The organism is Bacillus salipaludis (genome assembly GCF_030938565.1).
In the GTDB taxonomy this organism is placed as follows: domain Bacteria; phylum Bacillota; class Bacilli; order Bacillales; family Cytobacillaceae; genus Neobacillus; species Neobacillus salipaludis_A.
The window spans coordinates 4,937,388-4,950,459 of record NZ_JAVGVR010000001.1; the positions used below are offsets into that span (position 1 = coordinate 4,937,388).

The following is a 13,072-nucleotide window of genomic DNA, read 5'->3' on the forward strand; positions in this document are numbered from 1 at the left end:
TTCAGCTTTATTAGTATTCTTCTGTACCTTTGAAACGTTCAAGTAAATCGATGTACTCTTCATTTGTTGGATCATGTTTTTGCAGCTGTTTAAAAATTTCGGCAGCAGTGTCCGTTTTTCCTTCTTCAATTAAAAAATATCCGTAATCTCGAAGGAAGTCTGGATTGTTTTTATAAAAAGTATATGCTGCTTCATATTTGTCTAATGCATATGAAAATTCCTCTAATCTATGAAAGCTTAGGGCGGCATCCCATAAAAACTGGGGTTCTTCGTCTTCCTCAAAATCCAACTGGGAAATTAAATCAATTACATCCTCATATTGCTCTTGTTGAATAAACAGTTTATTTAACGTAAGGGCTGCTTCTATAAAACCAGGATCTAATGCAAGCGCCTCCCGAAATAGTTGCTCGGCCTTGTCTGTTTTACCCAGTTTAATCGCTATTTTCCCTCCATAAAAATAGAGGTCCTTGTTAAATTCGTCCTGTTTAATTCCCTCATGAATGGTGCGAAAGCTATTTTCCAGTTCTTCTTCACGTTCGTATGCTTTTGCAAGATGTAAATATAAGGAGTGGTACTCGGGGTCAAGCACTTTTAATTCCTCAAACTTCTCGATTGCTGTACGATTGTAATCTGCCTGGAGTGCAGTGAATGCATAACCAAAAAGGGTATTAATTTCTAACTTTTCATCGAGTGCCTTATCATAGTAGGTCAAAGCTTCTTCAAAAGCACCTGAGGAGCTTAACAGCTCAGCCATCCGTTGATAAATATTAACACCGGCAATCATACTGTTTTCTTTTAATACAATTTCATATGCGACCATTGCCTTGATGATTTCACCCTGTTCGCTATATAGCTCTCCTAGTGCAAAATCGATTATCACTTCTTCAGGTAAAATTTTCTTTGCTTCTAACAGCTTTCTTTCACAAACCTCGTAAAGCCCCTGAACTTGGTACAAGTCGGCAAGTAATAATAACGATTGTCCATAATTTGGATCCTGTTCGGTTATTCTTTCAAGAACAAGAATCGCTCTTTCCTCTTCACCAGCTTCAACTAGGATCTCACCAAGAAGAACCAGTAGTTCACCTTCTTCGGGATAAATCTCTAAAAGATTTTCAACTAGAGCTTGTGCTTCTTCTAAAAACCCAAATTGGTATAACTCCTCTGCTAAAAGGAATTTTTCGTCAGACATGCCGCTGTTTAATACAACATTATATTCAGTTAATGCTTCTTTATGTTGACCTTTTTCCAACATTTGAATAATTTTATTTATGCGGTCCATTCTCTTATCCTCTCGTTCCAAGGCTGTTCAGTTAAATAGTAAAAAAAGATGGGGTTTTCACTTTAACATATTCACCATTCCCCGGTCTATATAAAACCTCTACCCCTGAACGAATCACCTTTCCTTTATGAATTGTCACTACAAGTCTATCACCATGATAATGAAATAAACTCACTTCATCAACATTCTTGATTTCTCGAGCCTTTAAATATAGATTATAGCTTACCTCAGCCCCATGCATTAAACATGCTTTTTGTGGATATAAACCTATTTTATTTAAAACCACGGCTGTAAGTGGTTCATTTTCAGCCAATTCATCAAAAAGACATGGGATTTTCTCTTTAATCATCATCATTTTCCATTTACTCAAGTAATTCTCGGCTTCTTTTTTAGCAGGTGAAGATACTACCGGGATTAAGGGACTATTAAATGGAAATAAAGCATCCCTTATCCATCCCCACGGAATTTTCTCCAGCTCTTCTGTATTATTTATTTCTACAAAAATAGCCGGTATCCTTTCTCTTTTACAGATTCTGATAAATGATTGTGTGAGTTTTTTTATTGGGATTTTCACACCGATAATAAAGTCTACGGGACTTCCTATAAGGGCAGTTTTGATTTCTCGTACTTTTTCAGGTATTTCTCTTTCGTAGGAAACATTTGCGCAGGTTAGGAGTGTGGTACAGCCTTTTAATAAAAATTCTTCGGTCATATATTTTTTTATTTCTTGAAAGGTTCCCTTATAAGGGATTCGATTGTTTAGCAGGACAAAGGTAGGGGTCATAATGTAGGGTTCTGCATTCATTTTCATCCATTTGTATTGGATAACATCTGTTCGAACTGAGGCAATTTTATTTTCTTTAATAAGTAGGGAGCGTTTTTGCAATTGGTTATCCTTTAAAATATTGGCGTTTTCGATTATATAGGCCATAAAATCACCCTTTTACTTGTCTTTAAGACAAGCTATGTGGGATTTAGAGAAATATTCCAGCCAAATTTTACTAAATAAAAAAGCTGCACAAGTGCAGCTTTTTACTTGATAAGTGAATCTAAATGGTCAAAAAAGTTTGGATAGGAAACGGAGATTGCTTCCGGATTTTCAAGAATCACTTCTTCTTTACATAACAGCGAAGCAATTGCCAGCATCATACCGATTCGGTGGTCACCATGGCTGGACACTTTTCCACCCTTAAGCTCAGATTTCCCATGAATTATCATGCCATCATCCGTTGCTTCAATGGAGGCACCTAATTTATTTAACTCATTAACAACAGTGTCAATACGGTTTGTTTCCTTCACCTTCAGTTCTTCCGCATCCTTAATGATTGTAATACCTTCAGCTTGAGTAGCCAATAGGGCGATAATCGGAATTTCATCGATTAATCTTGGAATAATCTCTCCTTGCACGACCGTCCCTTTAAGTTTAGAGGTTTTAATAACAATATCCCCCACAGGTTCAAAAGAACTTTCATCCTGCACATGAATTTGTATATCCGCGCCCATTGCTTGCATAACCTCAATAATACCCGTTCGGGTAGGATTTAACCCGACATTTCTTAAGGTAATTTCACTACCTTCTACAATCACACCGGCAACAAGGAAAAAGGCTGCAGATGAAATATCACCCGGAACGTGAATCGTTGCTGCTTTTAGCTGTTGACCGCCCTTTACCCTAATGGTGAGATTGTCTTTTTCAATTTCTCCGCCAAACTTCCGGATCATTCTTTCTGTATGATCCCTCGTTTCTGCCTGTTCAATAAGGGTTGTTTCCCCTTTAGCTTGAAGCCCGGCTAAAATAAGCGCAGACTTCACTTGTGCACTCGCAACTGGCAATTCATAGGTAAATGACTTAAGATTACCACCACGAAGTGATAAAGGCGTGTAAGCACCGTTCTCGCGCCCGTCTATTTGTGCACCCATTTGCTTTAGTGGATTGGTTACCCTTGTCATTGGTCTTTTCCCAATTGATTTATCACCAATTAGCGAATTAAAAAAAGGTCTGCCGGCAAGAATTCCCATTAGCAAGCGAATCGTCGTTCCGGAGTTTCCTACATCTAATAGTTCGTTTGGCTCATTTAACCCTTCAAAGCCTTTTCCAATGATCTGTAATTCGTTACCCTTAACAGAAATGGTCACACCTAGCTTTCTAAAGCAAGAAATTGTACTTAAACAGTCCTCACCAAGTAAGAAATTCGTTACCTTTGTTTCTCCATGGGCAATTGCTCCAAACATTACGGAGCGGTGGGAGATTGATTTATCTCCCGGAATCTTAATTTCCCCTATTAAGCCTTTTATGTTCGTTTGTAATTGTATATCTTTCATAACATCACCTTTTTTACCCTATAGATGTTTCGTAGCTAGAATAAGTGGCAATACATTGTTCAGCTCTTTCACGATCTTCTTCTGTTTGAAAGCTGATGACAAGAATCCCATATATTTCTTCTCTAGTTTCAATGATCCGAATATTGGTAATACTGATTTTTTCCTTGGCAAGATAACCAGTCACTTCTGAAATAACCCCAGGATAGTCAGGGACATCCACATACAAATCATAAAAAGCCGGAATAGCTCCCTTTTCGCTAACAGGGAGGCGGTCGCGAAATTGTTTCGCTTGTTGAAAGTATTGAAAAATGGCCTGAGAGTTTTCTTCGTCCAGCAAATTTTTAACCCCATTCATTTCTGCTTGCCATTGATCGAGAAGACCAATTAGTATCTCCCGATTATTCAATAAGATATCCTTCCACATTTCCGGACTGCTTGAGGCTATCCTGGTTATATCTCTGAAGCCCCCACTGCCAACCGCGGAATCAGCGTCTCTTCTGACGCCAATTTTTCAGTCTGACGCACGATCGATGCAGCAATAATATGTGGAAAATGACTGACGACTCCGGTAAGGAAATCATGGTTTTCAGGTGATATCGTTAAAAATTTGGCTCTAGTACCTTTAAGCCAAATTTTTAATTTTTCCAACCTGGTATTTTCGATATGCCCTTCAGGAGTAAATAAATAAAATGCATTTTCAAATAAAATTTCTTTAGCAGCTGTAACACCACTTTTATGAGAACCAGCCATCGGATGGCCACCAATGAAAGTAATACCTTTTTCTCTTAAACTGTCTGCACTCGCAACAATTTTTCTTTTTGTACTTCCAGTGTCTGTCACAATAACTTCTGGATTCAATGGTAAATCAGACAGAAGTTCAATGATTGCTTTTGTTTCGTTTACAGGTGCTGAAATAATAATTAAATCAGCTGAAAGAGCACCTTCTTGGATGCTTTCGGCTGCGGTATCAATTACACCCAGCATTTTTGCCAAGCGTGCCTGCTCAGAATTTATATCAAATCCGATTATCGTTGATTCTTTATGTTCCTTTTTTATACATAACGCTAGGGAACCGCCAATTAGCCCTAATCCAATGACAAAAACACGGCCTTTCAAAAAAACTCCTCCTACTTCCCCTGGTGCTGTTCCACACGGCTTTCACGCAGGAACTCCTTCAGCACCTTTAGTAAACCTTCATTTTGTTCAAAAGAACCAACTGTAATCCTAACGGAGGTTGGGAATCCCAGTGCCTTTCCGGAACGAACTATATACCCACGCTCAAGTAAATATTGAAAGACTTTGTCTCCATCCTCATTAAAATCAATCAAAATAAAGTTTGTTTGTGATGGATAATAGGTAAGTTGATTTTGCTCACAAAATTGATAATACTGCTCGAGACCTTTTCTATTTACCATTTGACATTCCTCAACAAATTCCTTATCGGAAAGTGCCGCTACGGCTGCTAGCTGTCCAAAGGAACTTACATTAAATGGCTCTCTGGCAGGTTCTAAAGCTGCAATAATTTTAGGGTTGGCAACACCATAACCAATCCGCAGCGATGCTAGTCCATAAATTTTTGAAAAAGTTCTTAACACAATTAAATTTTGATATTTTCTCGTTAATACAATTGAATCATAATAATCAACTGCTACAGCATATTCAAAGTAAGCCTCATCAAGTACTACCAGAACTTCAGGCGGAACACTATCTAGAAATGAAACTAAATTATTTTCAGGAATATATGTACCTGTAGGGTTGTTTGGACTGCATAACCAAACAATGTTTGTTTTTTCATCTATAGCCTGAAGCATTCCATCTAAATCATGATCCCCATTGACTAATGGAACTTCCTTAATAACGGCCCCTTCTATCACTGCATTATGTTTGTACTGCGAAAAAGTTGGGGCTGCCATAACTGTACTGGCATCAGGATGAAGCAATGCTCTTGAGATTATTTGAATAAGATTATCAGAACCATTACCAAAGATTAGTTCTTCCTGTTCAACCCGTAAAAAAGCAGCCAAAGATTCCCTTAAATTGGTTGCGTATCCATCTGGATAAATAGCAAAACCAACCTCATGTGATTGAAGCGCAGAAAGCACCTTTTTTGAACAACCGAATGGGTTTTCATTTGATGCAAGTTTAACAATTTGGTCAAGATTATATTGTCTTTTTACTGAATCTATCGATTTTCCCGGCTGGTACGGAGTCAACGTTAATAATTGTTCTTTCCATCTCATTTTTCTCCACCCCATTGTAAAAATTTTGTAAGACTTTAAAGTTCACTGCTGCTATCATAAGTCAGGTCTTAAAACTTTTGCACCTCTTAAATAGACATGGTTGATTTCTTCTTGTAATTTTTCCGTATTCACATGCATCATAATTCTCACACACATTTTTAACGAATTTGGGACGGGTAATTCCCGCATACACATTACAGGTACATAGGTCCATCCGGAAAATTTCCGTAATGCCTTTGCTGGAAATGCTGCATCCACGTCCTCAGTTGTTGAGATAAAAACAGATGCAACAGAAGTTGGGTGAATCTGATTGCTATCAATGACCTCTTTGACGAGCTCTTCAGTTGCAGAAACAATCTCATCCTCTGTATTTCTACTAACTGTAATTGCTCCCCTCACCCCTCTAATCATGAAAAGTTCCCCCTTGATTAAAAACTATTAAGTTCTTTTAATAATATATCTTCAGGAATTTCCTGGAGATTTGGATTGCCAATTTGTTCTAGTAAAACAAATCGGATCGTTTCACCGATTGTTTTTTTATCTTGTTTCATTTTTCCGATTAATTTTTCAATCATTAAACCATCTGGTATTTTGGTCTCATAGCCGAGATTTTCAACCCATGTGATAAATTCATGTAAATTAAATGAAAGATCGTTGATTTCATTACTGAGTTTTAACGCAAATACCATCCCAATCATAACCGCTTCACCATGGGTAAAATTACCATAGCCCATTTCTGATTCAATGGCATGTCCAAGGGTATGTCCAAAATTCAAATAAGCACGAATCCCTGTTTCTTTTTCATCCTTTGAAACAAATTCGTTTTTGATGGCAATCCCTTTTGTTAATGAATAGGTTAATTGCTCGGTTGTGATGGTGGTAAGATCACTTATATTGGTTTTAAGCCAAAGATAAAAGTCAGGATCATGAATGAGCGAGTGTTTAATGACCTCTGCAAATCCAGAGCGGATTTCCCGCTCAGGCAATGTAGAGAGTAGTTCAAGGTCATAAAAAACCGCTTCAGGCTGATGAAAAGCACCAATCATATTCTTTCCCAATGGATGGTTAATGGCAACCTTCCCACCCACCGCACTATCATGAGCTAAAATGGTTGTTGGAATTTGAATAAATGGGATCCCCCTCATAAAAGAGGCAGCAACAAACCCAGATAAATCCCCAACTGCTCCACCACCTAAAGCAAGGATTAAAGATTTTCGGTCTAACCGATTTTCTAAAGCTGTCCCTAAAGCCGAATAATAAACATCGAAGGTTTTAGCCTTCTCCCCGCTAGGCGCAGTAAAGATTACCGGCTCCCAAGGCTTAAGACAGTCTACTAGGTTTTCCAGATGAAGACTGCCAACAGTCTCATCTGTAATGATTAAGACTTTGGTCAAATTGGTAAAATGCTTGTCTAAAAATGAACCAATTTCTCTTCGAATCCCTTCACCAACAAAAACTTGATAGCTTTTTGACTCCGTTTGAATTGGAATAATTTGCATTAGAATTCCCTCGCAAATTCCCGCTGTCTGTTAATTTCCTCAGCAAACGTATCAAAGCGATCGCTATAGAATTGCTCAACAAGTGCACTCGCAAGCTCCCAAGCCACCGCATTTTCTGCTACTACAGCTGCAGCAGGTACTGCACAGCTGTCAGACCGTTCAATGCTTGCAGTGAAAGGCTCCTTTGATTCGATGTCAACACTCATCAGCGGCTTATAAAGAGTTGGGATTGGTTTCATAACTCCGCGGACAACAATCGGCATCCCTGTCGTCATACCGCCTTCAAAGCCTCCAAGACGATTGGTTTTTCGGTAATAGCCCTTTTCCTCGCTCCATGCAATCTCATCATGAACCTCACTGCCAGGCTTTCTTGCCGCCTCAAAGCCAATACCAATTTCGACCCCTTTAAATGCATTGATTCCAACAATTGCAGCGGCTAATTTTGAGTCTAATTTTCGATCATAATGTACATAGCTTCCAACCCCTGTCGGCATACCTGTTGCAATAACCTCTACAACTCCACCGATGGAATCGCCATTTTTCTTTGCATCATCTATCGCAGCCATCATTTTCTGTGCTGCATCCGCATCTGCACAACGAACAGGCGATTGTTCCGTCGTTTCCTTAAGGGCCTCATAGGATAATGATGGGTCAACTTCTGCCTTAATTCCTGCAATTTCAACGACATGCGAAATAAGCTCAATCCCTACTAATGACAAAAGCTTCTTTGCCACAGCACCGGCTGCAACTCTTACTGTTGTTTCACGTGCAGATGAGCGTTCAAGAACATTTCTCATATCACCATGACCATATTTAATTGCCCCGTTTAAATCGGCATGTCCAGGACGGGGCCGTGTAATTTTTCTTTTAATCTCATCCTCTTCCCCTTCAAGAAGCGGATCTGCACCCATTATATTCGTCCAGTGCTTCCAGTCATTATTTTTCACCACTAAAGCAACTGGTGAACCAAGGGTATACCCATGACGAATTCCTGATGCGATTTCCACCGTATCTTTTTCAATTTGCATTCTTCGGCCACGGCCATAACCTTTTTGTCTTCTTGCTAATTCCTCATTTATGTCATTGGCTAACAACGGCATACCCGCAGGAAGACCTTCGATGATAGTAGTTAATTGAGGTCCATGGGATTCTCCTGCTGTTAAATATCTCATTCCCATTTGTTCTTTCTCCCTTCAACTCATTAAAGAATTATTTATCAATATAACATATCCTGATCAATAAACATAGTAAAACTATTCCGAAAATAGGCAAAAAATATTTGAAATCGCATACAAAAAGGGCACTTGTATAAAAGTTATACAAGTGCCCTTTTTACAACTATTTTAATAAATCCATTCATTTACAGGCTTAGTGTATTCAACCAATTCATTTTCTTTAAAGAAAATGCCGATTTCGCGTTCTGCACTTGCAGGTGAATCAGAACCATGGATAACGTTTTTACCAACTGTTATACCGAAATCGCCGCGGATTGTTCCAGGAGCTGCATCTTTTGGATTAGTAGAACCCATCATTTGACGTGCAGTTGCAATCACGTTTTCACCTTGCCAAACCATTGCAAAAACTGGACTAGATGTAATAAAATCAACTAATTCGCCAAAGAAAGGGCGTTCTTTGTGCTCACCATAATGCTCTTCAGCAACTTCTTTTGGAATGCTCATTAATTTTGCTCCAACAAGTTGGAATCCTTTTTTTTCGAAACGTGCAACGATTTCGCCAATTAGGTTACGTTGTACGCCATCAGGTTTTACCATTAAATATGTTCTTTCCATAATCCCACTCCTAAATCATTATGTATATGATTGTTATGATAAAGCAATCAACGAAAATAGTATCATTTTTTGGGTAATTTCGCAAGACCGGAAAATCTAGAACTTGCGCCTTCCAATATACTTCGCAATATCTCGAAGGGTTTTCTTTGCTTTATTCGTAGGCAGTTCTTCAAGAACAGCCAATGCTTTATCAAGATAAAGATCACTTAATGCTATCGATTTTTCAATCGCTCCTGACTGTTTAATCAGGGAAATGATTTCGCTTATCTGATTTGGCTGAGTGTTCTCATTCACTTTGATGATTTCCTCACGAATTTTCTCATTTTCCAATGCATACAAAACCGGGGCTGTGATGTTTCCTTGCAATAAATCACTACCTGCCGGTTTGCCTAACTCTGCCTCAGAAGCAGTAAAATCCAAAATATCATCGGTTATTTGAAAAGACATCCCTACATAATACCCAAAACGGTATAAGTTTTTATGGACAGACTCGCTGGCACCTGCGGCAATAGCCCCTAATTGACAGCTTGCAGCAATTAATAAGGCAGTTTTCCGCTTTATCCTTCGGAAATAATCACGGAAATTTTGATTAAAACGGTACTTATCCTTGATTTGTTGGATTTCGCCAATTGTAACCTCTACAATCGTATTGGCCAAAATTTTATGCGCTGCAGGATCTTTAATATTAGACATTAATTCAAGCGATAGAGCAAAAACAAAATCACCTGTATACATGGCAATCTGATTATCCCATTTTGATTTTACCGTTGGCTGCCCTCTCCTGAGATCGGCATCATCAATTACATCATCATGAACAAGTGAAGCCATATGGATAAGTTCTAAAGCAACTGCAACGTCTTTCATTACCTCAATATCATAATGACCAAATTTTCCTGCAAGCAAAACAAAAATAGGACGAATTCTTTTTCCTCCAGCTTGAAGTGTATGCATCGAAGCCTGCTTTAAAAGAAACGAGTCTGACTGAATCGTTTCCTCAAGCTTCTTTTCAATTATGTTTATATCCGAATTCAAAAATGAATACATCATTTTTAATTTCATTTGTATTCACCAGCTTTTCATCCCGTCTACATATAATCTATCAGTTCTTATACCCAAAATGAACGGCAGCTGCGCCCCCGCTATAGGGTTTATAGAAAACATTCATAAAGCCTGCATTCTCAAACATGCGGGCAAGCTCCCTCATGCCCGGAAAATCCCTTGCAGATTCATGAAGCCATGAATACTCATTATAGCTTTTTGCAAATAACTTTCCAAATAAAGGCATAATATAGTGAAAATAAAAATAAAATAGCTGTCGATATCCAATCAATGTGGGCTGTGAAGTTTCAAGACATACTGCAACCCCACCAGGTTTTAAAACACGATTCATCTCTTTTAAAACCTGTAAGTAATCCGGTACATTCCTTAAACCAAAGCCAATGGTCACATAATCAAAACTTTGGTCTGGAAATGGAAGTTCCATCGCATTACCGTGAATTAATTTAATTTGATTCAAACCTAAATGATTAACTTTTTCCTGGCCTACCTTAAGCATGTTTTTGCTGAAATCCAACCCAACCACTTCACCGGAAGGGCCTACTGCTTCAGCTAGTGCAATCGTCCAGTCTCCCGTTCCACAGCAAACATCAAGGGCTTTTGAACCAGGTTTAACTTTCATCCTATTCATTGTGTCCTTCCGCCACTTTATATGCTGTTGAAAACTTATCACAGAGTTCATCTTGTCATAGTCATCAGAAATCTTTTCAAAAACCTTATGAACCCGCTGTTCTTTCGATTGCTGCATGATTACCCTTCCTCCACAAAAGTTTTTGCCATTGGTTGTGCTCGATCTAAAATAAAGGAAATTCGCTGTTCAAGTAATTCATTTAAATAAGGAAACTGATTTTTTCCTTTTTCAATCAATTGTTTTGTTTTATTAATATAGCGATCACAAACCATTAGCAGGTCCTGCTGCTGATCGCTCGATAAATTTGATGATTGCTGTTCATTATACGGAAAAATAATATTTTTTAGTCCTTCAAATAATAATGAACTGCCGTATTGAAGATATTGTTTTTTCTCCGTTAATAGGCGCTTAATGAAGAATAGATTTTCGAAAAACTCAGTCCAAGCATCCCCTTGAAAATATTCAGTGAGCTTGATTAGTAAAGAACTTTCAATCCTTTTTATACTCATCATCAGCTTGTCAATTGTATCCGCTTCACTATGGTAAACCGATATTTTATTTTCATTAATTTCCTTAATTCCTTCTGATAGTGCTTTTATAACCAAAATATCTTCTGATTCAGCAAGAAGTTTATAATATAGACCACTGAAATAATCCCCTGCTAAAACAGTTAATTGACGGCTTTTTTCATCATCGGAGGAAATCGAATTTTGTTCATGGGTATCAAGGGCAATTTGAATTAACATTGTAGATAAACAGTAGTTTTTGACTTCCCTGTAAGACAATTCGAGTCCATCCATAATTGATAAAAGGATAAGAAGTTTATCTTCGTCAATAATGGGGGTTTCAATATATTTGAGCAAGTAAGGGTCCAATACCCTTTGTTCAACCTGCTCTAGAATATCTGTAAATTTTTGTCGAATGTCTGACACCCTAATCACCCTTGCTTCCCCAAAAAGTTTATATCTTTATTCTGTTATTTTATAATAAACAGGAACATTCATGCCTGTTATTCATCTAATTTCGGAATAGTTTTCGATCATTTTTTAAACAACAGACACAATTATAGCACAAATGACTTACCCTGAGCGAAATTTCGCAAAATAAACACATCTTCAATAAAGGGAATAGGATTAATCCTTTTGATTTTGAAGATAATCAATTTTCATCGATTATTTTTTTATTTCACTTTCTACTTCGCCAAGTTGGGTTAAAACCTTTGCGTTGCCCCTAATTTTTATTGCAGATGTATGCTCCGTAAATTGGGCAATTAGCACCTCACCCTTGTCAAGCTTTTCAGAATGATGGAATCTAGTATCCGTTCCTCTTGTTAGACCGATCACATTTACTCCGTCATCTAAGGCTTTTATCACAACATAATCACTATTTTGGGATTGCCGTTTTTCCAATTATAATCCCCCCTAGCTTTTGATTTTACTAATTTTTAATTAATGAAAGAATTTCAGAACGAGCAATCGTATCATTCGCAAGTGTTCCACGAACAGCAGTCGTTACTGTTTTTGATCCGGGCTTTTTTACCCCTCTCATCGTCATACACATATGTTCAGCTTCCACAACGACCATTACACCATGTGGCTCTAGCTTTTCCATAATACTATCTGCAATGGTAGAGGTTATCCTTTCCTGAAGCTGCGGTCTTTTCGCAACGGCTTCTACTGCTCGTGCTAATTTACTTAGTCCGGTGACACGACCGTTTTGTGGAATATAGGCAACGTGAGCCTTCCCAAAGAAAGGTACAAGATGATGTTCACACATAGAATAAAACGGAATATCTTTAACTAATACTAATTCCTCATGATCCTCGCTAAAAATAGTTTCAAAATGTTTTTTAGGATCCTCATTTAATCCGCTAAATACTTCTTCATACATTTTGGCTACACGTTTAGGTGTATCAAGCAAGCCTTCACGGTTTGGATCCTCGCCAATTGCTTCTAATATTAAACGCACCGCCTCTTCGATTTGGGCACGATTTACATCTGACATGGTGATTCCTCCTACTGTATATCTGTCAAGTATATATGACACATACATATTAGCACAACCTTTTCACTACAGGCAAAAAAGAAAAGCGGAAGCGCCTTGGTCAGCCCCGAAAAGCGCTGGAGGTCCTGACGGTGAAGTCGTTCTTTGATCTTATCGTCAGGACCGAAGCAACCTAAGAAAAAAGCAGTTCATTTTTTCCCTCGAGGGGCTAGGCGCTGGAGCTGGACATTTACCGAAGCGATTTATTCTAC

At 38.2% G+C, this 13,072-nt stretch carries 13 protein-coding genes and 1 pseudogene; all 14 read right to left on the reverse strand.

Annotated elements, in window-relative coordinates; all coding sequences use genetic code 11:
- Positions 1-10 precede the first annotated feature (10 nt).
- The gene (locus RCG21_RS24490; protein ID WP_308913873.1) at positions 11-1,279 is read right to left on the reverse strand and encodes a tetratricopeptide repeat protein; all 1,269 of its coding nucleotides are present in this window, start codon (positions 1,277-1,279) and stop codon (positions 11-13) included.
- A 31-nt stretch (positions 1,280-1,310) separates the two neighbouring features.
- Positions 1,311-2,210: a hypothetical protein gene (locus RCG21_RS24495; protein WP_133335908.1), complete on the reverse strand. Its 900-nt coding sequence runs from the start codon at positions 2,208-2,210 to the stop codon at positions 1,311-1,313.
- Positions 2,211-2,311: 101 nt separating this feature from the next.
- Positions 2,312-3,601, reverse strand: coding sequence for a 3-phosphoshikimate 1-carboxyvinyltransferase (gene aroA / locus RCG21_RS24500; RefSeq protein ID WP_133335906.1), 1,290 nt, complete (start codon positions 3,599-3,601; stop codon positions 2,312-2,314).
- 13 nt (positions 3,602-3,614) lie between these two features.
- Positions 3,615-4,717, reverse strand: a pseudogene (locus tag RCG21_RS24505) (prephenate dehydrogenase).
- Between the two features lie 11 nt (positions 4,718-4,728).
- The gene (hisC, locus tag RCG21_RS24510; RefSeq protein ID WP_133335902.1) at positions 4,729-5,841 is read right to left on the reverse strand and encodes a histidinol-phosphate transaminase; all 1,113 of its coding nucleotides are present in this window, start codon (positions 5,839-5,841) and stop codon (positions 4,729-4,731) included.
- Between the two features lie 54 nt (positions 5,842-5,895).
- Positions 5,896-6,252 carry a chorismate mutase gene (gene aroH / locus RCG21_RS24515; RefSeq protein ID WP_133335899.1) on the reverse strand — a complete coding sequence of 119 codons (357 nt, stop codon included), beginning with the start codon at positions 6,250-6,252 and terminating at the stop codon, positions 5,896-5,898.
- Between the two features lie 17 nt (positions 6,253-6,269).
- Entirely contained in the window at positions 6,270-7,340 is a 1,071-nt protein-coding gene (gene aroB / locus RCG21_RS24520; protein WP_133335897.1) for a 3-dehydroquinate synthase, read from the reverse strand.
- A complete protein-coding gene (gene aroC, locus RCG21_RS24525; RefSeq protein ID WP_133336201.1) occupies positions 7,340-8,512 on the reverse strand; it encodes a chorismate synthase in 1,173 nt (390 codons plus the stop codon). The genes aroB and aroC overlap by 1 nt, the downstream gene beginning before the upstream one ends.
- Before the next feature lie 171 nt (positions 8,513-8,683).
- A complete protein-coding gene (gene ndk, locus RCG21_RS24530) occupies positions 8,684-9,130 on the reverse strand; it encodes a nucleoside-diphosphate kinase (RefSeq protein WP_026573277.1) in 447 nt (148 codons plus the stop codon).
- A 96-nt stretch (positions 9,131-9,226) separates the two neighbouring features.
- Positions 9,227-10,189 carry a heptaprenyl diphosphate synthase component II gene (hepT, locus tag RCG21_RS24535; protein ID WP_133335895.1) on the reverse strand — a complete coding sequence of 321 codons (963 nt, stop codon included), beginning with the start codon at positions 10,187-10,189 and terminating at the stop codon, positions 9,227-9,229.
- Between the two features lie 40 nt (positions 10,190-10,229).
- Entirely contained in the window at positions 10,230-10,934 is a 705-nt protein-coding gene (locus RCG21_RS24540) for a demethylmenaquinone methyltransferase (RefSeq protein ID WP_133335893.1), read from the reverse strand.
- Positions 10,935-10,936: 2 nt separating this feature from the next.
- Positions 10,937-11,749 carry a heptaprenyl diphosphate synthase component 1 gene (locus RCG21_RS24545; protein WP_133335891.1) on the reverse strand — a complete coding sequence of 271 codons (813 nt, stop codon included), beginning with the start codon at positions 11,747-11,749 and terminating at the stop codon, positions 10,937-10,939.
- Positions 11,750-11,989: 240 nt separating this feature from the next.
- Complete coding sequence (mtrB, locus tag RCG21_RS24550; RefSeq protein ID WP_133335889.1) at positions 11,990-12,226, reverse strand: trp RNA-binding attenuation protein MtrB; 237 nt, start codon at positions 12,224-12,226, stop codon at positions 11,990-11,992.
- 28 nt (positions 12,227-12,254) lie between these two features.
- The gene (folE, locus tag RCG21_RS24555) at positions 12,255-12,821 is read right to left on the reverse strand and encodes a GTP cyclohydrolase I FolE (RefSeq protein WP_133335887.1); all 567 of its coding nucleotides are present in this window, start codon (positions 12,819-12,821) and stop codon (positions 12,255-12,257) included.
- Positions 12,822-13,072: the final 251 nt, after the last annotated feature.

Bases quoted from the DNA above. Each gene is read 5' to 3' on its own strand.
- RCG21_RS24490 (WP_308913873.1), bottom strand. From the start codon at position 1,279: ATGGACCGCATAAATAAAATTATTCAAATGTTGGAAAAAGGTCAACAT.
- RCG21_RS24495 (WP_133335908.1), bottom strand. From the start codon at position 2,210: ATGGCCTATATAATCGAAAACGCCAATATTTTAAAGGATAACCAATTG.
- aroA (WP_133335906.1), bottom strand. From the start codon at position 3,601: ATGAAAGATATACAATTACAAACGAACATAAAAGGCTTAATAGGGGAA.
- hisC (WP_133335902.1), bottom strand. From the start codon at position 5,841: ATGAGATGGAAAGAACAATTATTAACGTTGACTCCGTACCAGCCGGGA.
- aroH (WP_133335899.1), bottom strand. From the start codon at position 6,252: ATGATTAGAGGGGTGAGGGGAGCAATTACAGTTAGTAGAAATACAGAG.
- aroB (WP_133335897.1), bottom strand. From the start codon at position 7,340: ATGCAAATTATTCCAATTCAAACGGAGTCAAAAAGCTATCAAGTTTTT.
- aroC (WP_133336201.1), bottom strand. From the start codon at position 8,512: ATGAGATATTTAACAGCAGGAGAATCCCATGGACCTCAATTAACTACT.
- ndk (WP_026573277.1), bottom strand. From the start codon at position 9,130: ATGGAAAGAACATATTTAATGGTAAAACCTGATGGCGTACAACGTAAC.
- hepT (WP_133335895.1), bottom strand. From the start codon at position 10,189: ATGAAATTAAAAATGATGTATTCATTTTTGAATTCGGATATAAACATA.
- RCG21_RS24540 (WP_133335893.1), bottom strand. From the start codon at position 10,934: ATGCAGCAATCGAAAGAACAGCGGGTTCATAAGGTTTTTGAAAAGATT.
- folE (WP_133335887.1), bottom strand. From the start codon at position 12,821: ATGTCAGATGTAAATCGTGCCCAAATCGAAGAGGCGGTGCGTTTAATA.